17 protein-coding genes, 2 pseudogenes and 1 riboswitch are annotated in these 25,567 nt (G+C 67.2%); of the genes and pseudogenes, 10 read left to right on the plus strand and 9 right to left on the minus strand.

The genetic code is table 11. From position 1 onward, the window contains the following. Nucleotides 1-221 precede the first annotated feature (221 nt). Together OG405_RS15270 and OG405_RS29250 are read right to left on the minus strand one after the other, a co-directional pair. A pseudogene (locus tag OG405_RS15270) lies at nucleotides 222-407 on the minus strand (YnfA family protein); the annotation flags it as partial. 94 nt (nucleotides 408-501) lie between these two features. Then, nucleotides 502-705, minus strand: a pseudogene (locus tag OG405_RS29250) (hypothetical protein); the annotation flags it as partial. Nucleotides 706-776: 71 nt separating this feature from the next. On the opposite strand from OG405_RS29250, the gene OG405_RS29255 reads away from it, so the two are divergent. Both OG405_RS29255 and OG405_RS15275 read left to right on the plus strand, forming a co-directional pair. Beyond that, a complete protein-coding gene (locus OG405_RS29255) occupies nucleotides 777-1,091 on the plus strand; it encodes a zf-HC2 domain-containing protein (protein ID WP_442790559.1) in 315 nt (104 codons plus the stop codon). Nucleotides 1,092-1,369: 278 nt separating this feature from the next. After that, nucleotides 1,370-1,579 (plus strand): heavy-metal-associated domain-containing protein, encoded by a 210-nt coding sequence (locus OG405_RS15275; RefSeq protein ID WP_327147165.1) that lies wholly within the window; start codon nucleotides 1,370-1,372, stop codon nucleotides 1,577-1,579. Nucleotides 1,580-1,671: 92 nt separating this feature from the next. Here OG405_RS15275 and OG405_RS15280 read toward each other — a convergent pair whose 3' ends face one another. Then, the gene (locus tag OG405_RS15280; RefSeq protein WP_327147166.1) at nucleotides 1,672-2,658 is read right to left on the minus strand and encodes a TauD/TfdA dioxygenase family protein; all 987 of its coding nucleotides are present in this window, start codon (nucleotides 2,656-2,658) and stop codon (nucleotides 1,672-1,674) included. Between the two features lie 108 nt (nucleotides 2,659-2,766). Between OG405_RS15280 and OG405_RS15285 the strand changes: the two genes are divergently transcribed. Genes OG405_RS15285 through OG405_RS15295 form a run of 3 tightly spaced genes read left to right on the plus strand, consistent with a single transcriptional unit; the run spans nucleotide 2,767 to nucleotide 12,824 of the window. Continuing rightward, a complete protein-coding gene (locus OG405_RS15285) occupies nucleotides 2,767-3,309 on the plus strand; it encodes an FcoT family thioesterase (protein WP_327147167.1) in 543 nt (180 codons plus the stop codon). After that, nucleotides 3,309-11,360 carry a long-chain-fatty-acid--CoA ligase gene (locus OG405_RS15290; protein WP_327147168.1) on the plus strand — a complete coding sequence of 2,684 codons (8,052 nt, stop codon included), beginning with the start codon at nucleotides 3,309-3,311 and terminating at the stop codon, nucleotides 11,358-11,360. Before OG405_RS15285 ends, OG405_RS15290 begins: the two co-directional genes overlap by 1 nt. 9 nt (nucleotides 11,361-11,369) lie before the next feature. Beyond that, complete coding sequence (locus tag OG405_RS15295) at nucleotides 11,370-12,824, plus strand: MFS transporter (RefSeq protein ID WP_327147169.1); 1,455 nt, start codon at nucleotides 11,370-11,372, stop codon at nucleotides 12,822-12,824. 307 nt (nucleotides 12,825-13,131) lie between these two features. On the opposite strand, the gene OG405_RS15300 is transcribed toward OG405_RS15295, so the two are convergent. Continuing rightward, nucleotides 13,132-13,497: a hypothetical protein gene (locus OG405_RS15300; RefSeq protein ID WP_327147170.1), complete on the minus strand. Its 366-nt coding sequence runs from the start codon at nucleotides 13,495-13,497 to the stop codon at nucleotides 13,132-13,134. A gap of 51 nt (nucleotides 13,498-13,548) precedes the next feature. After that, a riboswitch (cobalamin riboswitch) is annotated at nucleotides 13,549-13,760 on the plus strand. A gap of 109 nt (nucleotides 13,761-13,869) precedes the next feature. On the opposite strand from OG405_RS15300, the gene OG405_RS15305 reads away from it, so the two are divergent. The 4 genes from OG405_RS15305 (at nucleotide 13,870) to OG405_RS15320 (ending at nucleotide 18,851) form a co-directional block, all read left to right on the plus strand. Continuing rightward, a complete protein-coding gene (locus tag OG405_RS15305) occupies nucleotides 13,870-14,922 on the plus strand; it encodes a FecCD family ABC transporter permease (RefSeq protein WP_327147171.1) in 1,053 nt (350 codons plus the stop codon). Continuing rightward, nucleotides 14,922-15,692: an ABC transporter ATP-binding protein gene (locus OG405_RS15310; RefSeq protein ID WP_327147172.1), complete on the plus strand. Its 771-nt coding sequence runs from the start codon at nucleotides 14,922-14,924 to the stop codon at nucleotides 15,690-15,692. The genes OG405_RS15305 and OG405_RS15310 overlap by 1 nt, the downstream gene beginning before the upstream one ends. Beyond that, on the plus strand, nucleotides 15,693-16,703 hold the full coding sequence (locus tag OG405_RS15315) for an ABC transporter substrate-binding protein (protein WP_327147173.1): 1,011 nt from the start codon (nucleotides 15,693-15,695) through the stop codon (nucleotides 16,701-16,703). Nucleotides 16,704-16,901: 198 nt separating this feature from the next. Continuing rightward, the gene (locus tag OG405_RS15320; RefSeq protein WP_327147174.1) at nucleotides 16,902-18,851 is read left to right on the plus strand and encodes a cytochrome c oxidase assembly protein; all 1,950 of its coding nucleotides are present in this window, start codon (nucleotides 16,902-16,904) and stop codon (nucleotides 18,849-18,851) included. Here the strand turns inward: OG405_RS15320 and OG405_RS15325 are convergent. After that, a complete protein-coding gene (locus OG405_RS15325) occupies nucleotides 18,840-21,101 on the minus strand; it encodes a heavy metal translocating P-type ATPase (protein ID WP_327147175.1) in 2,262 nt (753 codons plus the stop codon). The genes OG405_RS15320 and OG405_RS15325 overlap by 12 nt on opposite strands. Nucleotides 21,102-21,270: 169 nt before the next feature. Between OG405_RS15325 and OG405_RS15330 the strand changes: the two genes are divergently transcribed. After that, nucleotides 21,271-21,975 carry a zf-HC2 domain-containing protein gene (locus tag OG405_RS15330; RefSeq protein ID WP_327147176.1) on the plus strand — a complete coding sequence of 235 codons (705 nt, stop codon included), beginning with the start codon at nucleotides 21,271-21,273 and terminating at the stop codon, nucleotides 21,973-21,975. Nucleotides 21,976-22,032: 57 nt separating this feature from the next. On the opposite strand, the gene OG405_RS15335 is transcribed toward OG405_RS15330, so the two are convergent. The 4 genes from OG405_RS15335 to OG405_RS15350 form a co-directional block, all read right to left on the minus strand. Then, nucleotides 22,033-22,380, minus strand: coding sequence for a hypothetical protein (locus tag OG405_RS15335; RefSeq protein ID WP_327147177.1), 348 nt, complete (start codon nucleotides 22,378-22,380; stop codon nucleotides 22,033-22,035). Nucleotides 22,381-22,489: 109 nt separating this feature from the next. Then, nucleotides 22,490-23,293 (minus strand): ABC transporter ATP-binding protein, encoded by an 804-nt coding sequence (locus OG405_RS15340; protein WP_327147178.1) that lies wholly within the window; start codon nucleotides 23,291-23,293, stop codon nucleotides 22,490-22,492. Between the two features lie 41 nt (nucleotides 23,294-23,334). Then, nucleotides 23,335-24,465, minus strand: a complete 1,131-nt coding sequence (locus tag OG405_RS15345; RefSeq protein ID WP_327147179.1) for a FecCD family ABC transporter permease — start codon at nucleotides 24,463-24,465, stop codon at nucleotides 23,335-23,337. After that, a complete protein-coding gene (locus tag OG405_RS15350) occupies nucleotides 24,389-25,465 on the minus strand; it encodes an ABC transporter substrate-binding protein (protein ID WP_327147180.1) in 1,077 nt (358 codons plus the stop codon). The genes OG405_RS15345 and OG405_RS15350 overlap by 77 nt, the downstream gene beginning before the upstream one ends. Between the last annotated feature and the right edge of the window lie 102 nt (nucleotides 25,466-25,567).

Here is a 25,567-nt window from a genome sequence, read left to right on the forward strand (position 1 = left end):
GAGGACACTCTCTAGCAGACTCTGCGCCGCATAGGTCGGCAGGGATCACCGGATCGGGCTGAGAGGATTTGAACCTACGATCACTTGACCCCAGTTCTAGTACTGACGCATTTTCGCACGTCAATCGCTCTCTTCCAGGATGCGCCCGATACGCGGAACGAATGGTCGAGCGTTGCTGCGCACGATGTGTGGCCCCAAAAATCGGCGAGCTGGGTGCAGAGTCAGGCGCCCCGGGGGGCATACATGATGACCGCGACGCCGGCCAGGCAGATGATCGCGCCGGTGATGTCCCAGCGGTCGGGCCGGAATCCGTCCAGGGCCATGCCCCAGAGTAGGGATCCGGCGACGAAGACTCCGCCGTAGGCGGCGAGGATGCTCTTGAACGGGAGAAGCTTCGCCGTAACCCCCGCCGGGCACCATGATCAGGTCGGCGGCGGCGATGGCGACTCGATGCCCCGCCGACCGCAATTCTGCGATCTTGGTGACCTTGTCCTGTGGGAGCAGATCGGCGAACACCTCGGTGACACCGACCTTCTCGTCGACCGACCGCGCAGCGACAGCGTTGTCTCCGGTGAGTATCACTGTGCGCAAGCCGAGCCGGTGCAGCCGGGCGATCGCGGCGGGCGCCGAATCCCAGCGGCGTGAGTCCGGAACCGGCCGGCAAGACGCCAGTGCCGCTTCGGACGCCGCGATGATCACACTCACACCGTCAGCACGACGCGGGAAGGTATCCGCTCCTGGGAACCGGGAGACAGTTGTGCGCGGCTATTCGGGGTATGAAGTGCGAAACGGTCCGTGAGGCACTCTCGGCACGCATCGACGGCGAAGACGAGCTGATCAGCGTCGATATCACTGATCGCCATCTGTCCGTATGTCCGGCTTGCGACGACTGGTACCAGCGCGCCGAAGCCCTGCATCACGCAATGATCCTGCACACCACGCCCTGGCCCCGGACCGCACCGGCACCATCATGGCGCAGCTGCCACCGCGCCATGAGCGAGCGGCCCTCGGCGTCGTGGTCATCACTCGGACCGCGCTCGCCTCGGCCCAGCTGTTCACAGCCATCGGACACGCGCAGGACGCGGACATAATGGGCCGCGGGAGCGCCGCGTGGAATGTCGCGATCGGCGTCGGGACATCGTCACCATCGCACGGCCGGTATCCCATGACCTTGTAGTCGGACGTCAGCGGCCCGCAAGGTAGTCGGACGTCAGCGGTCCGCGAGCCACCATCACGCCATATAGCGCTCGACTTTCCGCCGAACCGGTTCGGCGGGAACTCGAGGCGCTTCGCGTCCGACTTACTTCACGTCCGAAAGGTGACGCACTGTGGTTGTGTCACCGCATGTTCGATGCGAAAAGGGTGTGACGTGGCCGAAGAGGTATATCGGGTAACGGGGATGACGTGCGGGCATTGCGCGCAGCATGTGACATCCGAGGTCCAGAAACTGCCGGGAGTCACCGGAGTCGATGTCGATGTGGAACAGGGCCGGGTCACCGTGCGCAGCGCAGCCGCACTGCCGGCGGCGGAAGTCCGTGCGGCTGTCGAAGGGGCGGGGTATCAGCTGGTCGATGCCTAGCCGGTAGGGATAGCGAGCGGTGCCCGCCCTCAAGGAGGGCCACCACTCGCTTTTTCCGGCTGCGAGACTGCCGCTTTCGTCCTCGCTATCCCTCAGGCAGCAGCTTCGGGTTCGTCGTCGTAGAGGGTGACGCGCCAGGATTCCGCCGGTTCTTCGGTGGGGTTGTGCAGTGACCGGTGTGCCAGGGCGATGTTGTCCCAGATGAGCAGGTCGCCGACATCGAATCTTTGCAGGTGGATGGCGGGATGCTCGGCGTCCGGGTCGAGTTGTCCGGTGGTGGAGAGTAATTGCTCGAGCATGTCGGACTTCTGATGTCCGTCGGAGTCCTCGATCGTTTCGGTGGCACCCTCGCTCACATAGAGCACCTGCTCGCCGGTGTGGGGATGGCGGATCACCGTTGGTCGCCGGACCGGTGGTGTACGCGTGTCGATTTCGGCGAGGAGGTCGCCGATCGGCCGATAGACGTCGCCGGGACGTATCTTGAACTTCCTTCGCGGGGTGTGGATTGCGACTGTCTCGGATGCCGCGCGGGCCAGTTCCGGTTCGAGCTGTCGATACGCTGCGGCGAGGTCGATGAACAGCGTGCCCCGCCGTTCGCTGGGTACCCGGCGTGGCGAGATGATCGTCAGGTCGAACGGCCGTGGCATGAATTGGTAGTCGGAGTGCCAGAATTGGCCGGTCTTGGGAACGCCCAGGCGACGCCCGGCGGTGGCGATATTCGACGAGACGAAGACCTCGGGTACATCGGGATGGTGGTAGATCGGCTCGTAGTAGAGCTGTGGCGTACCCAGTCGGCGCCCGAACTCGAGTAGCTCGGCGGAATCGAGGTGTTGCTCCTTCACGATGACGATCCGGTGGCGGTAGACCGCTTGCTTCAACCTGCGGACATCTACATCGGAGCCGGGGTCGAAGCCCTCGGCGATAACACCCATCCCGGGTTGCGGACTGAACTTCATGGAACATCTCCTGCCGAACGAAGCCTTCGACGCGCGAGCGAAAACGCCACGACGTCTGCCGAGTAGTCGGGCCGCGATGGTCGCGAGTTCCAGGACTCCGAGCAGATGTGATGTCTTGAACACCACCTGGTCCGTTCGATGTGATGGCCGATATTTCGCGGGTCAGCGGGAACTCATCCGGCAATCGGTCCGACTTCCTGTTGGAGAGTCGTGAATCGAAAGGCGTTGAATATGACGACAACAGCTCGCCGGGACAGTGTCGATGGCCTGGAGATAGCGCACGACACCGATCTGCTCACCGAGGTGTTGCAGGTTTATCGACCCGAGGCTCGCTATCTGCGGCAGATGACGCACCGGTTCGACGGCGAGACGATCAGGGCCGACGCGGAACTCGCGATCGAGGGTTCGTGCTACATCGACGAAACCGGACATCTCAACGCCGTCGATGCGCTGATCGGCTACAACCAGATGGCCTACCTGACCATCGCGACCATGATCCGGCACTCGGTCGGTCCGGTCTTCAGCGAGTGGTCGATGGCGGAATTCCGCCGCCGCCATCTGCCTCATATGGTGATCGCTGACAGCAGGTTCACCTTCAAACGCCCGATCGACTCCCGCCGGTTCCGCGCCGAGCTGGTCTTCGACCGCATCGAGCCCTACCGTGCGGGATCGCAGGAGCGCATCGCATTGACCACCTCGGTCGGCTTCGGCAACGACACGCTCGGTGGCTGCCGGGGCGAGGTTCGCGTGGTGATCATCGACGAGGCACAGTGATGATGAGTGAGCAACAAACTCTCGCAGACCTTCTGAACCGACACCTCCAGGATTCGTCCAGGAACTGTGCGCTGAGATGCGGCGACCGTACCCTGACCTTCGCCGAGCTCGATAACACCAGCGACCGGATCGCCGCCGCCCTCGATGCCGCCGGGATCGGACCGGGGGCTCGGGTGGCTTATCTGGGCTTGGAGTCGGTTGACTTCTACGCGCTGTTGTTCGGTTGCGCGAAGGCCGGGGCGGTATTCGTCCCGATCAACAATCGACTGTCCCAGGACGAAATCGCCCATATCCTGGTCGATTCCGAACCGGCTCTCCTGCTTGCGGATGCAAACTTCTCGTACAGGTCCCCCGACGTCGGCACGGTGATATCGATGTCGGACGGGGACTCGAGCGGTTGGTACGGCCACTTCCCCGCCGATCGGCCACCTAGTGTCATCTCCGCCGAGGACGCGGTGGTCCAGCTCTACACCAGCGGCACCACCGGTCGCCCCAAGGGCGTGGTCCTGGCTCATCGGAGCTTCTTCGCGGTGCGTGAGGCACTGGACGACGCAAGCCTGGATTGGCTCGACTGGCGCCCTGACGATGTCACCCTGGTGGGTCTACCGGGTTTTCATATCGGCGGAATGTGGTGCGCGCTGCAGAGTGTGCTGGCCGGTGCGACCACCGTGACCATGCCGCGCTTCGATGCCGCGACGGCGGTGGCGTTGGTGGCCGAGTCGGCGGTGAGCGTGCTGTGTGCGGTCCCGGCGGCCTTGCAGTGGATGCTGGCCGAACCCGCGGCCGACGCCGCCGCTCTCGCGTCTATCCGCAAGATCATCTACGGCGGTGCCCCGATGCCGGAGGATGTGCTGGCGCGAGCGGAGTCGGTGATCGGTTGCGACTTCGCGCAGATATACGGCCTGACCGAAACGGGAAACACCGCAGTGTGCCTGTCGCCGGCGGATCATCGCCTCCGGGGTGATCGGTTGCGGTCGGCGGGCCGCCCGTATCCCGGGTTCGATGTGAAGGTCATCGATCTCGACGCCCGACCCGTGCCGACTGGAGCAGTCGGCGAGATCTGCCTGCGCACTCCGGCACACATGATCGGGTACTTCGGAAACGAGACGGCCACCGACACCACTCTCGTGGACGGCTGGATCCACACCGGCGACGCGGGCCACCTGGACGACGACGGCTATCTCTACCTCAGCGACCGCATCAAGGACCTGATCATCGTCGGCGGCGAACATGTATATCCCGCCGAGGTCGAACGCGTGCTGCGTGCGCATCCCGGGGTGAGCGATGTCGCCGTGGTCGGCGCCCCGGATACCCAGTTCGGCGAACTGGCACACGCCGTCGTGGTCGCCTCTCCCGATACGGACGTGACAGCCAATGAACTGCTCACCTTCGCCGGGCAACGGCTTGCTGCCCACAAGGTTCCGGCCGGCTTCGATTTCGTCGCCGACCTGCCACGCAACGCGAGCGGCAAGATCCTACGCCACCGATTACGCGAGCGCGTACGCCGAGATCCGGCAGCGGAGCAGGTGAGTGAATCGGCATTCGACACCGGTGACACCGCCCCGGCAGGCAGCGGGCGGCCGAGCACTGTGGACTTGACGGTGACGCAGGCCGCGTACTGGATCGGCCGCCGCGCCGATATCGCGCTCGGTGGCGTCGCGCCCTGGTGTTATTTCGAGATCGATCGCACCGCGCAGCAGCTGATCACCGGCGATCCGGTGTCCGAGATCGAGGCACTGCAAGTGGCTTGGAACCGGCTCATCGCCGACCACGACATGCTGCGGTTGGAGATCACCGCCGACGGGCGCGCCCATCTCCCGCCCTCGCGGCCCGAGTATGAGATCACCCACACTGACCTGCGGGGATTCTCGGACCGGCAGGCAGTCACCGTCCTGGCGGAATCGTCTGCGGCGAAGTCGCATCAGGTCCGCGACCCGGCCCGGTGGCCACTGTTCGACATCACCGCAGCAATACTCCCCGACGGCGGCCTGCGGATCTTCCTCGGGTTCGACATGATCGCCATGGACGTCCCCAGCTGGGCGCTGCTCATGCGGCATTGGCGCGATCTTGTGAACTCGGCCGACTACACCCCACCACCGATGCCCTACGCCCGAGCCCGACAGTCGGTTTCGAGCTCGAGCCACGATCGCGACTACTGGCTGGCGCGGACCCCGACACTACCGCCTGGCCCGGCGCTGCCCTGGACCGAACCGCTGGCCGACTTGCGCAACATTCGTTTCCACCGGCATGAGGCCATCGTTCCAGCCGAGCGCTGGTCACGGCTGCGCACCGCGTGCCACACGCGGGGACTACCGCCACGGGCGGTACTGCTGGCCGCCTACGGATTGGTACTGAATCGCTGGGGTGCCGGTGATTCCTTCTGCATCAACACCGTCGTCTTCGACCGCGACGAGAACATACCCGCTTCGGTGGTGGGCGATTTCAGTACGACCTCGCTCACCCAGTTACCCCCTCCGAGCGCCTGGCGAACCTTCGCCGACCTCGCACAGGCGGTGCGTGATCAACTCGACAACGATCTCGCGCATCGCAGTTTCAGCGGGATCGACGTCCAGCATGCGATGGGCGTGGCCGCTGCGCCACGCTACCCGGTTGTGTTCACCGATTGCACGGGCCTGCCCGCCACCGACCCCGTCGCATGGCTCGGTGCCGAAGTACACGGGGTCTCGCAGACCCCGCAGGTGGTGTTCGACTTCATGGTCTGGGATCACGGCGACGGCGGTGTGCGGTTGGTGTGGGATGTGGTGGATCGCGCCCTTCCCGACCGATTCGTGCCGGCCATGCTCGCGGCATATCAGCGTCTGCTGGCCACGTTGGCCGACGATATCGGGACTTGGCAACGCCCGGATCCGGGCGCGAATCCGTACTTCCAGCCGACCGACACCCTGGACCCGGACACGCGCCCGGATTGCGGTCCGCTGCTGGCCGATCCACAGCGGAAGCGCGCCGTCATCGATCCGATGGCGATCGCGATCACCGGTGCAACGCGGGCATTGTCCCACGGCGAGCTGGCCGCCCGGTCCTCCGCGATGGCGGCGGCCCTGGTCCGTAGTGGTGTCGAACCTGGAGACCGGGTCGCGGTCGTCGCGACCAGGTCGACCGCGCAGATCGCCGCCTGCTACGCCGTGCTGGAGGCCGGGGCAACACTGGTCCCACTCGATCCCCAGTGGCCGGCGACTCGAATCGCCACCGCCTGCGAGCGTGCTCACGTACGCCACGCACTGGCCGAGACCCGGTACACGGCTTCGCTACCACCGTCGATCGCGCTGACCGATCTGCACCTGGCCTTCGAATCGCCTGTAGCGACTCGGGTTCCGGCCCGATCGGCGCCCGACGATCTCGCGTACATCATCTTCACCTCCGGATCCACCGGCGAACCCAAGGGTGTGGCGATCGAACACGCCGCCGCCCGCACAACCATCGACGATATGAACGACCGCTTCGGGATCGGGCCGGCCGACCGGGTCCTGGCACTGTCCTCGCCGACCTTCGACCTGTCGATCTACGATGTGTACGGCGTACTCGGCGCGGGCGGTGCCATGGTGGTACCGGATCCCGCGACCACCCTCGATCCAGCGGAGTGGTCACAGCTGATCGCCGAACACAGCGTCACTGTGTGGAATACCGCGCCCGCGGTGGCACAGATGCTGGTCGAATACGCCGAGGACGATCCCGTCGTACTCGGCCGACTGGCGTCGCTACGGCTGATGCTGCTGTCCGGTGACTGGATTCCACTCACCCTGCCGCAACGACTGCACACCATGCTGCCCGAGCTACGAGTCATCTCGCTCGGCGGGGCAACCGAAGCATCGATCTGGTCCATCTACTACCCGATTGACCGAGTGGACCCCGCCTGGCGAAGCATCCCCTACGGCCGCGCCTTCCGCGATCAGTTCTTCCTGGTCCTCGACGAAAACGGGGATCCTTGCCCGATCGGCGTCCCCGGCGAGTTGCATATCGGCGGTGCGGGCCTGGCCCGAGGCTATGTGGGCGACGGGCAACAGACCGCACACCGGTTCTTCCGCCACCCCGTGCTCGGCGAACGTCTCTATCGCACCGGCGATCTGGGGCGATGGTGTCCGGACGGGGCGATCGAGTTCCTCGGCCGGGTCGACCGCCAGCTGAAGGTACTCGGCCACCGCATCGAACCCGGCGAGGTCGAAGCGGTACTGACCGCGCTACCGCAGATCCGGCAGTGCCTGGCCGTCGGACACCGCGGCAAGGACCAGCAGGTGCGACTGGTGGCCTACCTCGTCGGCCGCTCGGCACCGCTGGACCTGGAAACGGTCACCGCCCACGCTCGGGCACAACTGCCCGCCTATATGGTTCCCACGCGGTGGGTGGTCTTGGACGAAATGCCACTGACGTCGAACGGCAAGATCGACCACGCCGCGCTTCCCGACCCGTTCTCGGGACAATCCGTGACCGGCTCCGACAGAGCCTTCGGCCAATCCAGCGCCGACACAGCCGAAATCCCGGCACCCCCGGCCGCCGCCCTGCCGTTGCCTCGCCCCGACCTCAGGCCGCTGACCGAGGACGAACAGTGGGTAGCCGCACTGTGGAGTGAGCTGCTGGAGGTACCGATCACCGACCCCGGCGCGGACTTCTTCTCCCTCGGCGGGCATTCCGTGCTGGCCACCCGCATGCTCTTCCGCGTACGAACCGACGGTTACACCGAGATCGGTCTGCGAGAGGTGGCCACCCACTCCACAGTGGCCGAATTCGCCGAATTGCTGAGCGGGCATCGCTCCACCGCTGAACCGAGTATCTCCGGTAACCTCTCGGCACCGACCCGTGCGACCCCGGGCGAACCATTCCAACTGACCCGTGTCCAACACGCCTATCTACTCGGTCGCAGCGGCGGGACGGCCTGCTACGTATTCAACGAATTCCACTGCACAGAGCTCGATCTCGATCGCTACGAACACGCGTGGAACGCCGTGATCGCACGCCATCCGATGTTGCGCACGGTGATCACGACCGACTACCTCAACCAGGTCATCGATACCGTTCCGCGTTACCGCATCCGCCGCTACGACCTGACCTCGCTCACCGGCGAAGCCCGAGACGCACGCCTGCTGCGGCTGCGCGAGCAGTTGTCCCACCGGGTCATCCGCCACGACCGCTGGCCACTGTTCGATGTGCGCGCTGCCGTCCTCGGCGACGGTGAGTTGCGGCTGTTCGTCGGAATCGACGCACTGATCTGCGATGCGAGCAGCTTCTTCCTGCTCGACCGCCATCTCCGCGAGGAATACGCGGAGCCCGCCGCTCAGACACCCGCTCCGAAAACCGGTTTCGCGGCGTACGTCGCGCATACCCGCGACCGCCGCAACAGCGCCGCCTACGCCCGTGCGGTCGAGTACTGGCAGCAACGGATCCCTACCCTCCCCGGGCCGCCCACGCTGCCGACCCGGCCGGATACCGGCGCCGCCCGACGTTTCGTCCGTCGCGCCGATCGCCTGTCGCCCGAACAATGGGAAACACTCGGCGCCCACGCTGCCCGGCACAAGCTGACACCATCAGCTGTACTGCTCACCGTCTACACCGACGCGCTCGCAGAATTGAGTGGTGAAGACAGGTTTTCGATCATGCTCACCCTGATGGACCGACCGCTCGATCTTCCCGAAATCGATCAGGTGGTCGGCGAGTTCACCGCACTGATCGCCCACGAGGTGGATCGCTGCGACGGCGGCTGTTTCCTCGAGCGTGCACGGAGAACTCAGCAGCGCCTGTTCGACGACCTGGACCACCGCGAATACTCCGCGGTCGACGTACTCACCGACCTCACCGTCCGAACCGGCCGCCGGGTCCAACTGCCCGCCGTGTTCACCAGCGGACTGGACATCGGCGAGCTCGTCGGCAGCGCACCCCGGCTGAATTGGGTGGGACACCTCGAGTACGGCATCAGCCAGACACCCGATGTCTGGCTCGACCACCAGGTGCTGGTCGAAGACGGACAACTGCACATCCGCTGGGACGTCCTCGAGGCCGTCCTCGACGGGCCTGCCACCGATACCGCCTTCGCGGCCTTGATGCGCTCGCTGCGGCGGCTGGCCGACGACCCCACCGCATGGACCGGCGACGACACTCGACCAGTATCGGTCGACGAGCTCGAGCACCAGCTGACCGAACTGTGGGCCGACCTACTCGGCATCGATATCGGTGAGATCGACGCGGCACGCGGATTCGTCGCATCTGGCGGTGATTCGGTCTCGGCGGTGCGGCTGGCCAGGCATGTGCGCAGCACCTTCGGCTTCCACCTTCCCATCGACGAAATCATTGCACCGGAATTCACCCTCACCTCCCTCACTTCCCGGATCGTCCACGCGGACACGGGCACCGCCGCCCGGACCGGGCCCGTGACCGATCTGGTCGAACCTGTCACCGACAGAGTCTCTTTCGAGCTCACGCCGCTTCAGCAGGCGTACTGGGTCGGCCAGCAGGATGCCTGGTCCCTGAGCTACCGCACCGCGCATGGCTACGGAGATCTGCGACTCGCCGGCATCGACGGAGACGAATTGACCAGCGCCGTCCGGCGATTGGTGGATCGCAACCCCATGCTGCGGACCGTTTTCTCCGATGGCGGCACCCAGGAAGTACTCGAAGAGGCAGATCCGCGACTCGCCGAGCTGCCCGTCGACGAGATCGACCTGAGTACGGCACCGCACTCGGTGGCCACGGCGGAGATCACACGCGTCCGATCCGAAATGCAGCTCCTCGGACCGGGACCCGAACCGTGGTCCTTCCGCATCGTCGCGATCCGACTCCCCGCGGGCGAGATCAGCCTGCACGTGGTGTGCGGGCTGCTCGTCGCCGACGGCTGGTCCGGACAGCTCCTGGTCAGCGAACTGCTCACCTACCTCGACGAACCCAACGCAATGCTGCCCCCGCAGACCACCCGATTCGCCGACTACGTCGCCACCCTGGCCGCCCGACGCCGCACCCCGGAGTGGGCCCGCGACCGGAACTGGTGGTGGGACCGCATCGACGACCTCGCGCCGGCGCCCGCTCTGCCGACGGCAGCGCCTGCCGAAGGCATCCGATCCGAGACCATGCAACGTCGTGAAGCACACCTCACCCCGACTCGATTCACGGAAATCACCGAACAGTGCCGGGAGCGGGGAATCATCCCGTCGTCGGTCTTCGCGACCTGCTACGCCATCGCCCTGGCCCGGGCCGCACACCATCGCCATTTCCTGCTCAATGTGCTCTACCTCGACAGGATGGCGCTCTCTGCCGACCTGGACCAGGTAATCGGTCCGTTCGCCACCACCGCGCTGGTCGAACTACGACTGGCCCACGCGGCGACCTTCACCGAAATGGCCCGGCACACCCAATCGGTGACGGCCCAGACCTTCGATCACGCACTACTCAGCGGAGTCGACGTCGCTCGCGAGATCGCACGGCGCCGCCGCGACACACGACCGGTGGCACCGGTGGTGTTCCACAGCATGCTCGGACTCCGTCCACCCGCCCAGCTGCCGGAAACGGTGCAGATCCTCGGCTCCTTCCGCAGCATCCGCACCCCACAGGTCTCCCTGGACCTGCAGGTCGGTCCTTCACCCTGGAAGGACGACGAGGTCACCATCAGCCTCGACGCCGTTGCGGAATTGTTCGCGCCCGGCACTGTGGACGCGATATTCGACGACCTCACCTCTATCCTCGAACGGCTGGCCACCGACCCGGGTTTCTGGGACACCGGAATCGCACTGCCCACCCGCGAGCTTCCCGAATCGATACACGACCACCAGCCCCCTCCGGTCGCCGAGCCTCTCGCCACGCCGACCGAACGTATCGTTGCGGAAGTATGGAGCGAGTTACTCAGTGACACAACAGGTATGGGAAGTATCTGCTACGACCGCTCCACCGACTTCTTCCATGCGGGCGGCACCTCCGTCGCGGCGATAGCAATGCTCCGCAAAGTCCGTGATGTGACCGGCGCATCGGTACAGGCTCGGCAATTCCTGTCCGCCCCGACGATCGGCGCCCTCGCTGCCGCCATCGACATCGCCCCTGTTCGCGACCAGAATTAGGAGTGGCCCGTGGCAACTACCGATGCCCGGACCGAGCAATCGGCCCACCTGCCTGCACGCAAACACCGCCCCAACGTCATCCTGGCCATTGTCCTGCTGTGCCAATTGATGATCGGGCTGGATGTCACTATCGTCAATATCGCGCTGCCCGACGTCCGCGCCGACCTGAACTGCTCCACTACCGATCTTGCCTGGGTATTCAACGCCTATACGCTCGCCTTCGGCGGCCTGTTACTGCTGGGTGGCCGGGCCGGCGACATCCTCGGCCGCCGTGTCTGCTTCGTGGGCGGAGTGCTCATATTCACCGTGGCTTCGCTCGCCGGCGGCCTGGCCACCGGCCCCGCCTGGCTCATTGCGGCACGAGTCGTGCAGGGTTTGGGCGGGGCCTTCGCCGCGCCGAGTGTGCTCGCCCTGATCGCGACGAACTTCGCGGAGGGCCCACGCCGCAACCGTGCGCTCGGTCTATTCTCCGCGATGTTCAGCGTCAGCCTCGCCACCGGACTGATCCTCGGCGGCATCCTCACCCACTACGCGAACTGGCGATGGGTGTTCTTCATCAACGTACCCATCGGATTGGCCATAGCCGTACTCGCACTGCTGTTCATCGATGAGACCGAACGCCGTCCCGGCCGCTTCGACATGCCCGGCGCTCTCCTGGGCACCACAGGCATCGGCGCTGTGGTCTACGGATTCATCCGCGCCTCCGCCCACGGCTGGTCCGACTCGCAAACGATCGGATTCTGCGCCACCGGTGCGGTGTTGGTCGCTGTGTTCGTAGTCAACGAGTCGCGCGCGGCACAACCGATCCTGCCGCTGCGGTTGTTCACCGACCGCAACCGGGCCGGCGCCTATATCAACATGCTACTGGTGCCGACCACCCTGTTCGACATCATCTATTTCATGACGCAGTTCCTGCGGGACATCCGCGGCTACAGTCCGGTGCGCACCGGACTCGCATTCCTGCCACTGACAGTCGCAGTCTTCGCGACCGTGTATGCCGTGCCACGATTGGTGCAGCGTTTCGGCACCAAGGTGGTAATGGTCGCGGGCGCCGCCCTGGCGACCGCAGCGATGCTCTGGCTCACCCAACTCCACACCGACAGCGGCTACCTGACAGCGGTGCTCGGCCCCCTACTGTTGGCCGGTATCGGAGTGGGCCTCACCACCGTCCCGCTGACGATCACCATCCTGTCCGGGGTCGCACCACAGGACACGGGCGCCGCATCCGGAGCACTACAGACCATGCAGTGGATCGGCGGCGGCGCACTCGGGTTCGCCGTACTGGTGACAGCATTCGGCACAGCGATTCGTGACATGGGCGGTGCCGAGGGCAACGACCTGCCACCCGACGTCCAGGCACACGGGATCGCCACCGCATTCGCCGCAGGAACCGGCTTCACCGCACTCGCCTTCCTGATCGCACTCGTTGTCATCCGCACGATCAAACCCCCCACCTCCCGCTGATGAAACCGGCCGCTTCATCATGTGCGCCACGCCACCGGAAGGCACGTCGACCGCGTCGAGCAGCTACGTAGGTACAGCCTGCCAGAAGCCGGCTTTATGGCCGGCGTGCCGGGTCAGGCGACGACGGCGCGCTGTGGCACGTCGACATATTGAACCGGCAACTACGTCGAGGTCTCACGCGGCCGACGGCTACCCGGCCGGGCTTCGTCGAGTTGCTGAACACACGGACCGACGAGGCCGGGAAAACCCCGAAGCACTATGTCCCGGCGCCTGTTTCGGGCGCCGGGACATGCCGCTACCGCGAATGTCACGGTGAGACGGTGGCCGGCTCCGACGTAGAAGTGGCGATAGGGCGGCGACCGAAGTACAACAGGCCGGCGGCGAGTGCGCCCACGAACAGCGCGACCGTCCCGGCGAGCAACCAGCCGACGCCGAAGTTGGCGATGATCGGAATAACGCCCGCAGTCACCAGTCCACCACCGAAGAACGGCTCCATGATCAGCTGCTTATAGCCGAAAGCCTGATACGCAGGGGTTTTCAGATCCGGGTCGACCACCCGCAGCAGAATCAGACCCGTGGAAGTCACACCCATCGCCTGACCGACATCGGCGACACCACGTTCGAACCAGAAATCGGGCAGCATCCGCCGCGCCAGGAATACGAACGCACCCACCGTCCAGACCAGACCGGTGACCGCCAGCAGGATGAACGGCCCCAGCGGCTGCTAGGGTGACGGCGCGCTGGTTACCGCCCGTCCGTGACGGGCGGTTCGTAAGAGGGAATCCGGTGGGAATCCGGAGCTGCCCCGCAGCGGTATGTGGAAACGACCGCGGTCATGAGCACTGGGCGCACAACCCGGGAAGCGACCGTCAGTAGGTGACGCCGTCCGGCATCGTGTCCACGAGCCCGAAGACCTGCCCGCGTGACCGAGCCGACGGCGCGGTCCCCTGTCGACTCCGAGGGAGCGGTTGACCAGATATGAGCTGCGCGGCGCGTGCATGCGTTCGCGCACCCCAGAGCGGGACGGCAAGGTAGCGCCGGTCCGATGAGAACTGTCAAGAGGCGGCGGCTGTCGGTCGCCGTGCTGGTACCTGTCCTGATCGCGGCGCTTGCGGTGGTCTCCGTCCTCGCGCTGGCACTGGGCGCGGCACATATCCCCTGGCGTGACACCGTGTGGTTCCTGTGGGCCGAACTCACCGGCGGCACCGTGACGGCCGGCGATGTGGCGAACTATCGGATCGTCGTCGACTCCCGGCTGCCCCGGGTGTTGTTGGCGGCGCTCGTCGGGGCCGGTCTCGGCGGGGTCGGGCTGCTGGTACAGGCCATGGTGCGAAACGCGCTCGCCGACCCCTACGTTCTCGGAATCTCCTCAGGAGCATCGGTGGGCGCCACCGCGGTCGTACTCTTCGGAGCCTTCGGCGCGCTCGGCATCTACGCACTCTCCACCGCGGCCTTCGCCGGGGCACTCGGCGCCACGCTGCTCGTGTACCTGATGGCGCGGTCGGCCGCCGGGCTGGTACCGCTGCGGCTGGTCCTCACCGGCACCGCCATCGGCTACGGCTTCTCCGCAGCGACGACGGTGCTGGTATTCCTCGCCCCGCACGGAGATGCCGCCCGCTCGGTGATGTTCTGGCTGCTCGGGAGCTTGGCCGGAGCGACCTGGCAGATGGTTCCCCTGGTCGCCGCCGTGGCCGCGACCGGACTGACGGTCATCGCCGTGTATGCACGACACCTCAACGCACTGTCGATGGGCGACGAGGTCGGCGCCGCACTCGGGATGAACGCCTCCCGCTTCCGGCTGTTCCTGTTCGTCGCCTCCGCCGCGATGACCGGATGCTTCGTCGCGATATGCGGGGCAATCGGCTTCGTCGGACTCGTGGTTCCCCATATCGCCAGGCTGCTGGTGGGCGCCGACCATCGGCGACTCACCATCGTGACACCGCTGCTGGGCGCGGTATTCCTGGTGACCGCGGACCTGTTGGCACGGACACTCATCCCACCGCAGGAATTACCCCTTGGCGCCATCACCGCGGCGGTGGGAGTCCCCGTATTCGTGCTGTTGATGCGACGCCGCGGCGCACTGGTGGAGCACGGCTGATGCGCGTCGACTACGAAAGCGTCACGGTCGAGTTCGACGGCACGAGGGTCCTCGAGTCGGTGACCCTGGCTGCCGAACCGGGACAGTTCATCGGCGTCGTGGGCCCGAACGGCAGCGGTAAGTCCACCCTGTTGCGCTGCCTCTACCGGGCGCTGTCACCGGCGACGGGACGAGTCCTGGTCGACGGGACGAATATCTCGGCGATCAGCATGCGGGAGAACGCCCGTCAGGTAGCGGCGCTGACCCAGGATACGAACACCCCGTTCGATTTCACCGCCGCCGAGGTCGTGGCCACCGGACGCCTGCCACATACCGCACTGCTGCGCGGCACACAGCGACGCGACCGGGAGATCTGCTCCGCGGCGATGGAATCAGCCGATATCGGTCAGCTCGCGACGCGCGGCTTCCTATCGCTCTCCGGCGGTGAACGCCAACGAGTCCTGATCGCGCGTGCGCTCGCCCAGCAGCCCCGAGTGCTCGTCCTGGACGAGCCGACCAATCACCTCGACGTTCATCACCAATTCAGCGTGCTGTCCGCGGCGCGAGGTCTGGGCATCACCGTGGTCGCGGCGCTACACGACCTGAACCTGGCCGCCCAGCACTGTGATCGGATCTTCGTCCTGCACAAGGGCCGGCTCGTATGTTCGGGCCACCCGAGTGAGGTGATCACCGCGGAGGTGATCACTCGTTGGTTCTCGATCGGCGGCCATATCGTGATGCACCCCAGGCTGGGCGTCCCGCAGATCATCTTCGATGAGAAGGAACAATAGATGAGATCATCCCGGCTGATCACGGCGATCGCTGTCGCGTGCGTACTCGGTACGACAGCGTGCGGCGCCGAGGTGCAGGAGGCCCCGAAGAACGCGAGCGGCGAGTCGGTGACGGTCACCAACTGCGGCGCTCCGCTCACCGTCGACGGCGTTCCCGAGCGCGTGGTCACCAACGACACCGGGATCACCGAGATGATGCTCGCCCTCGGCCTCGCGGATCGACTGGTCGGCTACACCAGCTATCCCGGCAAGGAACGCGATATCGCCACCTCGCCGTGGCGGGCCGATTTCGAACGCGTTCCACCGCTGGGTGACGCCTTCACCCGCGAGGTCGTCCAGGCCGCGGCCCCCGATTTCGTCTTCGCCGGCTGGAACTACGGGTTCAAGGAGTCCACGGGTCTCACCCCGGACTGGGTGCGCTCGATCGGCGCGGTGCCCTATCAGTTGACCGAGGCCTGCCGGCAACCCGGAACGAAGCGCCGCGGGGTGATGGAACCGCTCGACGCCCTGTATACGGACCTGACCAACCTCGGCGAGATATTCGGCGTGCGCGACGAGGCGGACGAACTTATCTCCCGATACCGTGACCAGGTCGCCGCAGCCGCGGACGGCGCACCTGCCGGACAGGAACCGGCCCGCGTTTTTCTGTTCGACAGCGCGACACCGGAACCGTTCACCTCGGGCCGTACCGCCGCGCCGTCACAAATCATCCGTGAGGCCGGTGGCACCAATATCTTCGACGATCTCAACGACTCGTGGACCACGACCTCATGGGAAGCCGCGGCACAGCGGGATCCACAGGCGATCGTGATCGTCGACTACGGCGCCGGCCCGGAGAACTCGGTGCAGGCGAAGATCGACCATTTGCGCGCACAACCACTGATGGCCGGTACGACCGCTGTCCGCGAGAACAACATCATCGCGTTGCCCTACGCCGCACTGGTCGAAAGCCCACGCAACCCACAGGCCGTCGTCACAGTCGCGGACTTCCTCCGCTCCAAAGGCTACTGAGAACACCGATCGAATCCGGCCGCGGCGAGAGGGCGGACACGACCATCTCGGGTAGCCGGCCGGGAAATGCGCCACCCCTCAGCCGACGTCGCATACGAGAGCTGCCTCACTTCTGCGCGATCACGGAACCACCCACCCGGCCACGCCGACTACTGATCAGCGGCGGGCGAACGCTCGACGGACCTCCGGAGAAACGGGATGGATATCGGGATGCTCTCGGCGCGGACGGTGTGGGTCGGCGCGACGGCTGTCGCGGTGACCGCGGTGGCCGGTGCCGCGATATCGGCCGGGGAGATGCCCTACGCCGCAGCCGGTACCGCGTATCCGGGACTCGTCCAGGCACTCTGCTCCACCCTGCTCCGAGCGCTCGCCATGGCGGCCGGCGCAGTCACCACCGGCGCGCTGGTGTACACCGTGTGCTGCACCGAGACCACCGACCGTGGACGTATCGGGGTGGACGGGTACGCCGGGCTGCGGATGGTCGAACGCGCCGCCACGGTGTGGGCGGTGGCGGCGGTCGCGCTGGTCCCGGTGACAGCGGCGGATATCGGCGGCTCCACAACCCTGGAGCTCTTGCGCGACGGCACTCTGGGGCCACTGCTGGACGCGAGCGAGAAACCCAAGGCGTGGGTGGTCGTCGCGGTCCTCGCCGCCGGGGTCGCACTGATCGCGCGGCTGTCGCTGTCGTGGCTCGGTGCGGCGGTGGCGCTGCTGTTCGCCGTGATCGGGGTGCTGCCACCGGTCGTCGTCGGCAATGCGGGCGAAGGCCCCGGCCACGACTACGCCACCGGGGCGGTACTGCTGTTCCAGCCCGCGCTCTCGGTGTGCTGCGGGTTGTTGTGGTGCGCGGGTGCGCATCTGCGGCGGGGCGGCGCCTACCGGGACACCGTGATCCGCCGGGTCCGGGTCCTCACCGGTATGTGCCTGGGAATCGGCGGCCTCACCGGCGCACTGCTGATCGCGCTGCTGCTTCCGCCGGATCGGCTGGTCACCACCGGATATGGGCGTCTCGTTCTCGCGGCGGTGCTGTCGGGCACAGTCCTGACCCTGCTGGTGTGGTGGGCCGGACGGCAGCGGCAGCGAGCCGCGGCGTTGTTCACGGCGGCCGCGGCGGTGGCACTGGTGGCCGTGGCGTTGCTCGCCGCCGCGGGGGTCCGGCCGGCGCCGGCCTTCGCGGGACGCCGGTTCACCGCGCACGAGGCGTTCATCGGATTCGATATCGTGCATCCGCCGACGGCGCTGCGGCTGCTGACCTTCTGGCGTTTCGATATCGTGCTCGGCGGCGTCGCGCTGGCCGGGATCGTGCTCTACACGGTGGGGGTTCTGCGGCTACGCCGCCGTGGTGACCACTGGCCACCTTTGCGCACACTGTCGTGGGTGCTGGGCTGCCTGACGCTGCTCGTGGCGACCTCGTCGGGTATCGGGGCCTATGGGTACGCGATGTTCAGCCTGCACATGATCACCCATATGACGTTGAACATGGTGGTACCGGTACTGCTGGTGCTCGGCGCGCCGATGACGCTGCTGTTGCGGGTGGTGCCGCCCGCCGGCCGGGGGGAACTGCGCGGGCTGCGCGAAGGGGTGCTGGCGGTTCTGCATTCCGGGCCGAGCGCTGTCCTGGCGCATCCGGGTTTCTCGATCCCCGTGTTCGTGGTGACGCTGTACGGGCTGTACTTCACCTCGCTGTTCGAGAACCTGATCAGCTATCACTGGGGGCACGTGCTGATGAACGTGCACTTCCTGATCGTCGGCTACCTGTTCTACTGGGCGATCGTCGGTGTCGATCCCGGGCCTCGGCGACTACCGCATCTGGGCCGCCTCGGAATGCTCTTCGCGATCATGCCGTTCCACGCGTTCTTCGGGGTGGTGGTGATGTCGACGGCGACGGTGATCGGCGAGCGTTTCTACAGCAATCTGCAACTGCCATGGGGGATCGATCTGCCGGCGGATCAGCATCAAGGGGGCGGTATCGCGTGGGTGTCCGGTGAGGTGCCGGTACTGCTCGTGGTCGGTGCGCTGCTCACCCAGTGGGTCGCCCAGGACCGGCGGACCGCCGTACGCACCGACCGCAAAGACGATACGTACGGCGATTCCGATCTGGCGGCCTACAACGCGATGCTGGCCGAACTGGCCCGCTCACGCCGGTGAGCTCAGCCGCAGCCGGCGCAAGCGCAGACTGTTGGTGACGACGAAGAACGACGAGAAGGCCATCGCGGCACCGGCGATCAGCGGGTTGAGCCAGCCCATCGCGGCCACCGGGATGGCGACGACGTTGTAGCCGAAGGCCCACACCAGATTCAGCCGGATGGTACGTAGCGTCGCGTGTGCCAGCTCGATGGCGTCGGGCACGGTGTCCAGATCGGCCCGGACCAGAACCATATCGGCGGCGGCGATGGCGACATCGGTCCCGGATCCGATGGCGAGCCCGAGATCGGCGGTGGCCAGCGCCGCGCCGTCGTTGATGCCGTCGCCGACCATGGCGACCCGGTGTCCCGCCGCCCGCAGTTCGGCGATCCGGGCGACCTTGTCCCGGGGAAGCAGATCGGCATGCACCTCGGACACGCCGATCTCCGCGGCGACCGACCGCGCGGCGATCGCGTTGTCACCGGTGAGCATCACGGTGCGCAGGCCGAGCCGGTGCAGCCGGGCGAGCGCGGCAGGTGCCGAATCCTTGACGGTATCGGCCACCGCGATCACCGCGACCACGGACTCGTCCACCGCCACGTATACCGCGGTGTGTCCGGCGTGCACGTGCCGGTCGAGTTCGGCGGCGAGCTCGGGAGGCGCGAGGCGGCCCTGGTCGGTCATCAGCCGGGGCCGCCCCACGAGAACTTCCCGGCCGAGCACTCGTCCCCGCGCCCCGAGGCCCGCCAGCGCCTCGAAGGTTTCGGCTTCCGGAAGCGGCCCCGCACGGCGGGCGGCCTGGGCGATCGCCTCGGCGACGGCATGTTCGGATGCCGCCTCCAGCGCACCCGCCAGCCGCAATGCTTCCCCGTCGTCGATTCCGTGACCGGTGACGGCGACCACGCGCATCAGGCCGTGGGTGAGGGTGCCGGTCTTGTCGAACACGACCACGTCCACATCCCGGGTGGCTTCCAGCGCCTGGTGTCCCTTGATGAAGATCCCGGCCCGGGCGCCGCGGCCCGAGGCGACCATGAGCGCGGTCGGGATGGCCAGTCCCAGCGCGCACGGGCAGGCCACCACCAGCACCGCGATGGCCGCGGCGCCGGCGCGGTCCGCCGCCCCGCCGGCCAGCAGCCATCCGGCGAATGTCGTGGCGGCGGTGAGGAAGACGACCGGGACGAACACCGCGGACACCCGGTCGGCGATACGTTGGATCCGGGCTTTGCCCTGCTGCGCCTCGTCGACCAGCCGGATCATCCCCGACAGCGCGCTATCCGGGCCGACGGCGGTGGCCTCGACGATGATCCGCCCGGTCAGCGAGACGGTACCGCCGACGACGGCGGCACCGGAGGTAACCTCCACCGGAACCGATTCGCCGGTCATGGCGCTCACGTCGAGACTGGTGGCGCCGCCCACCACGGTGCCGTCGGCGGCGAGCGTCTCACCGGGCCGGACGACGAACCGCTGGCCCGCGGCGAGTTCGCCGGTGGGCACGGTGATCTCGCGACCGTCCCGAGTGAGGACGGTAACCTCGTGGGCGGCGAGCGCGGCCAGGGCGCGCAGCGCCGAACCGGCGGCGCGTTTGGCCCGGGCCTCGAAATAGCGTCCGGCCAGGACGAAGGTGGTGATCCCGGCGGCCACCTCGAGGTAGATCGAATCACTGGACCAGATCGCCGCCCAGACGCCCGCCGGAGTCTCGGTGCGGGCGGGCGCGAGGTACATGGTGTGCAGCGACCACAGCGTCGCGGCGAGCACCCCGACCGAGACGAGGGTGTCCATACTGGCGGCGCGATGCCGGGCGTTGACCAGGGCGCGCCGATGAAACGGTGCCGCCGCCCACAGCACCACAGGCAGCGCCAGCGCGGTGAGCAGGACCTGCCAGCCGTCGAACCGGGCACTGGGAATGAACGCGAACATCACCGACAGGTCGGCCAGCGGAAAGAACGCCAGCAGCGCGACGAACAATCGGCGCCGCAGATCGCCGACCTCCGCGTCCTCGGCGCCCGTTCCGGCGAGAGCAGGGCGGTCCGCGGCGGCCGGTTCAGCGGCGTATCCGGCGGCGGTGACCTCCACGCACAGCCGGTCCGCAGTGATCGTCGGATCGGCATCGACGGTCGCCGTAGCGGTCGCGTAGTTGACGGCCGCGGTGACACCGTCGAGTTTGTTGAGCCGGCGTTCCACGCGGGCGGCGCAGGCCGCGCAGCTCATCCCCTCGACAGTGAGGCGGACGCGGGTGGTTTGCTCGGGCGCGACGGTATCGGGTCGGACCGGCATCACCGCACCGTTCCACACGGTCGGCACGAGCCGGGCAACGCACGGGTGATCGATGGGTTCGGCACGGTCGAGCAGTCGGATACAGCGGCCGTCCGGTTCCCGCGGGTCGTGGTGATCCCGATGACAGTGTGCGCCGCGGTGGTGCGAGAATCGCCGCGTGGAATGCTCGGTGGCACGGGAATCGCTGTCCGCTCGGCTCGACGGCGAAGCCGGGCCGGTACCCGCTGCCCGGCTCGACGAACATCTCACGCAATGCCCCGACTGCCGACGATGGGAGGCGGCAGCGACCGGACTCGCACGGCAGAACCGGCTCACCCCGGTACCCCCGCTTCCCGATCTGACCGACCGCATCCTCGCGGCAGCGCCCGCGTCACGGCGGCGGTGGCCGGATATCCGTTTCCGGGTACACCGGGTGCTGCTGGCCTGCGCGGGCGCCGCGCAACTCGCCGTCGCGGCGGCGCAGCTCGGGGGCGTGGATTTCGGGATGACCGTGGCACACGGCGGACACGCGGTGGGTCCGGCGGCGCACCTGCTCAATGAGAGCACGGCCTGGACGCTGGCATCGGGTACCGGATTCCTGGTCGCCGCGTGGCGTCCGCGCGCGGCGTCGGCACTGCTGCCGGTGGTGAGTGTTTTCGTGGTGGTCCTCGGCGGTTTCGTGGTCACGGACTGGTTCCAGGACCGGGTGACCGCGCAGCGGCTGGTCTCGCATTCGCCGGTGGCGCTGGGTTCGGTGGTATTGCTGACGCTGACCGTGGCGGTGCGGCGGGACGCTGTACGGGGGCACCGCCCCGCCGATCTGGACACCGAGGTCGCGGTGTCCGGTCCGCGGCGGCCGGGCACCGGAAGCCCGGCCCGGGACTCTGCGGCCTGACGACACCCGGTGGGCACCTGGGAAGTGGTGGCTGTTCACCGCGCCCCGGTACCGGACTCATCCGAGGGTGAGTCCGAGCAGCCCGGCCACCTCCGACGCCGAACGAGCGGGTACGGGTACCGAGTGGTCGGAGATCCAGTCGTGATCGAAACCGGCCAACTGGATATCACACCAGCGAAGGACCGCGGCCCGGGGCGGCGGCGGGAGCTCACCGCAGGCTGCGGCCAGCTCACGCCACCGTGCCGGCGGCACCGCGGAAGCTGCGGTGGGTGCGCCCAGTACGTCGGCAATCGCGATCGGTTCCGGCCCGACGACAACGGAGATCCGTGGTCCGCCACGGGAGCTCTCCGCCGCTGTTCGCCTGCCGCGGTTGTGTCCGCTGTACCAGTGGCCGCCAGTAGGCATCGGAATGTCCTCAGATCGGGTCGGTACCCTCTGTCGACCGACTCACCGGACAAGTCGGACCGTGGCGCACTGTGGTTCCCGTCCGCACCGGCGAATGCTGTACCGCGGCTCACCGGGCGCTGGTCGAGCGCACGATATCCGCTGCGCCGGAATCGATCTCCTCCGGCAGCGCGAGCGCGACCTGCGGTCGCCCGGTGAGCGGATTCGCCGAGATCTGCGCGCGCACCCCGAAGACCTCGAGCAGCAGCCCGGGGGTCAGGGTCACCGCCGGTTCACCCGCCGCTGCTACCCGGCCGCCCGCGAGCACCACCACGTGATCGGCGTAGGCCAGTGCCTGCCCGATGTCGTGCAGGGCCAGCACGATCGTGGCGTCCAGCTCGCGCAACAACCGCAGCAGGGCGAGCTGGGCATGGATATCGAGATGATTGGTCGGCTCGTCGAGCAGGATCACCGGCGCCTGCTGCGCCAGCGCGCGGGCCAGCAGCACCCGCTGGCGCTCCCCGCCCGACAGACCGGTGAACGGCCGGTCGGCGAAAGTGTCCACGCCGACGCGGCGCATGGCCGTGAGGACGATCCCGCGGTCGCGGCGGGAGTCCAGTTGCAGATACTTCTTGTGCGGCGACCGGCCCATCGCCACGATCTCACCGACGGTGAAATCCGCTGCGGCGCCCTGGTGCTGGGTCACCACGGCACGGATCCTGGCCATTTCCCTGGCCGAGGAGCGCCACACATCGCGGCCGTCGATCAGTGCCACCCCGGACGCCGGACGGCACGCCCGATAGACGGCCCGCAGCAGTGTGGATTTGCCCGAACCGTTGGGTCCGACGAGCGCGGTCACCTGTCCGGGCGCGGCGATCAAGCCCACGTCGTCGATGATGGTGGCGCCGTCGATATCGACGGTAAGCCCGGTCACCTCGACTCGCGCTCCCGCGCGCGCACTGTTTCCGCGGCCGTTCACACCGCGCCCCCGGATCGGCTGCGTTTGAGCAGCCAGAGGAAGAACGGGCCGCCCAGGGCCGCGGTGAAGATGGTGAGGGGGTATTCGTTGGGTGGGTCGATCGCCCGGGCCGCTAGATCGATGAGGACGAGGAACGCCGCGCCGAGCACCGCGGACACGGGCAGCAACCGGCGGTAGTCCGACCCGGCCGCGAAACGAGCGATATGCGGAATGATCAAACCCACGAAGCCGACACCACCCGCGACGCTCACCGCCAGCCCGGTGAGGATCGCGACGATCACGATGAGCTGTATCCGCAACCGGTTCACGTCGATTCCCAGTGCGACCGCGTCGTCATCCCCCATCGACAACGCGTTGAGTCCCCGCCCCTGCACCAGCAGCCAGGCCAGACAGGATACGGCGAGCACGGCGGGCAGGGTCAGCGCACCGAGTTCGGCGCCGGCCACGCTACCCATCATCCAGAACAGGATGCCCCGGATCTCCGCGGGTTCGGAGCGGAGCTGGATCAAACTGGTCGCCGCCGCGGCCACCTGCCCTACCGCGACACCGGCCAGAACGATACGCGGACCGGTGAATTCGCCTTGATGCTCAGCGAACAGCAGAACGAGCAGCAGCGCCGCGATCGCCCCGGCGAAGGCCGCTACGGGCACACCCAGATTGCGGATCCACAGCGCCGAGACCGACGACATCACCGCCACGGCGGCCAGCGAGGCACCGGAGGACACCCCGAGAACGAACGGATCGGCCAGCGGGTTGCGCACCATGCCCTGCAACACCGCACCCGCGACCGAGAGTGCCGCGCCCACCAGGACGGCCGCGAGGACACGCGGAACCCGTAGCTGCCACACGATCATCGCGTACAGGTCACCCGGCGCGGACCCGACGCCCAGGATGTGGAAGCGCAGCGTCGCCCAGACCTCGGCGACGGGGACGGTCACCGATCCCAGCGCCACGCCGGCAAGGGATGCCAGAACAAGTGCGATCCCGCCACCGGTCAGCACCGTCGCGAAAGCGAGCCGGCCGGAGCTCTTCCAGTGGACGGGTTCGTCGTCAGAAGGCGCCGGGGTGGGCGGTGTGGGCGATCTTCTCGATCGCGTCGGCATTCGCGGGCCCGAGATAGATGCCATCGGAAACCTTCACATAGGTCTTGTTCTTCGACGCGTTCCACTGCGGGTAGGCGGCGAACAGTTTCGCGGCCTCCGCATCCAGGTCCTCACCGGGCCGGTAGGCGCCGACGACCAGCACATCCACCGGCGCGGCCGCCAGTTGTTCGGCGCTGAGATTGCCGGTGAGATCCCAGCCACCGTCGGGGAAGCTGGGCTCCCCGCCCGCGGCGCGCACCACGGAGTCGTAGATGGTCCCGGAGAAAACGGCCGGCAGCCCGTTGGCGTTCATCACACTCATATCCGGGAAGGCGATCAGCATTCGCTTCGGCGCCCGGCCCGCGACAGCGGATTTCACCGTCTCGATGCGGTCACGCAGCCTACCGGTGAGATCGGCGGCGCGGTCGGGCACCCCGAACACCCGGCCGATCAATTCGATGAATTCGAGAGACGATTCGGTGGAACCGTTACGGTATGCCCGTTCCTCTTCCGGTGTGACATTCGCCGGTTTGCCGTAGGCGCAGTTCACCGGGTTGACCAAGGTACGGATACCGGCCTGATCCAGCATCTCCCGGCTCGCGAAACCGAACTTCGCGTCGAACCCGCCGGACCAGGTGGATACGACCAGATCCGGGCGCAGGGCCAGCGCCTGCTCAGCCGGCACATCGGCGGCATCGTTGAGCGTGAGATCACCCTTCGGCAGGGCCTCCACTTTCTTCGCCATTCCGGGGATATCGGAGACGCCGTAGAACTGCGTGTTCGCAGCGATACGGTCTTCGAGCCCGAGCGAGACAAAAGTCTCCGCCTCCCCCACGGACGCCCCCTGCAACAGCAGCACCCGCGACGGTGGTCGATCGAAGGTCTGCCGGAATCCGCAATTGTGCACCGTCACCGGGTACCCCGCGGGGATGTCGCCGGGGCCGGCGGGGTCCTCGGTCGCCGGGGCGCCGCAGCCGCCGAGTAGCCCGGTGCCCGCGATCAGCACCCCGCACAGCGCCAGCCGGGAAAGTCGTCGTGTGCGCACGCCGCGTATCCACCCTCCGTGGTTCACCGATCGCGGACCGCCGGGCCCACTCCCCGAAATAGTCGCGGCGCAGCGGTATCCGGTTCCCGTGGCCTGGTTCAC

This window comes from Nocardia sp. NBC_01329, assembly GCF_035956715.1.
Lineage (GTDB): Bacteria > Actinomycetota > Actinomycetes > Mycobacteriales > Mycobacteriaceae > Nocardia.

Coding starts and splice junctions, on each gene's coding strand:
- OG405_RS29255 (WP_442790559.1), top strand. CDS start 777: ATGAAGTGCGAAACGGTCCGTGAGGCACTCTCGGCACGCATCGACGGC.
- OG405_RS15310 (WP_327147172.1), top strand. CDS start 14,922: ATGCGCGTCGACTACGAAAGCGTCACGGTCGAGTTCGACGGCACGAGG.
- OG405_RS15305 (WP_327147171.1), top strand. CDS start 13,870: ATGAGAACTGTCAAGAGGCGGCGGCTGTCGGTCGCCGTGCTGGTACCT.
- OG405_RS15285 (WP_327147167.1), top strand. CDS start 2,767: ATGACGACAACAGCTCGCCGGGACAGTGTCGATGGCCTGGAGATAGCG.
- OG405_RS15315 (WP_327147173.1), top strand. CDS start 15,693: ATGAGATCATCCCGGCTGATCACGGCGATCGCTGTCGCGTGCGTACTC.
- OG405_RS15335 (WP_327147177.1), bottom strand. CDS start 22,380: ATGCCTACTGGCGGCCACTGGTACAGCGGACACAACCGCGGCAGGCGA.
- OG405_RS15345 (WP_327147179.1), bottom strand. CDS start 24,465: ATGGCATCTATCTCGGGCCCGCGAATGCCGACGCGATCGAGAAGATCG.
- OG405_RS15325 (WP_327147175.1), bottom strand. CDS start 21,101: ATGCCGGTCCGACCCGATACCGTCGCGCCCGAGCAAACCACCCGCGTC.
- OG405_RS15290 (WP_327147168.1), top strand. CDS start 3,309: ATGATGAGTGAGCAACAAACTCTCGCAGACCTTCTGAACCGACACCTC.
- OG405_RS15320 (WP_327147174.1), top strand. CDS start 16,902: ATGGATATCGGGATGCTCTCGGCGCGGACGGTGTGGGTCGGCGCGACG.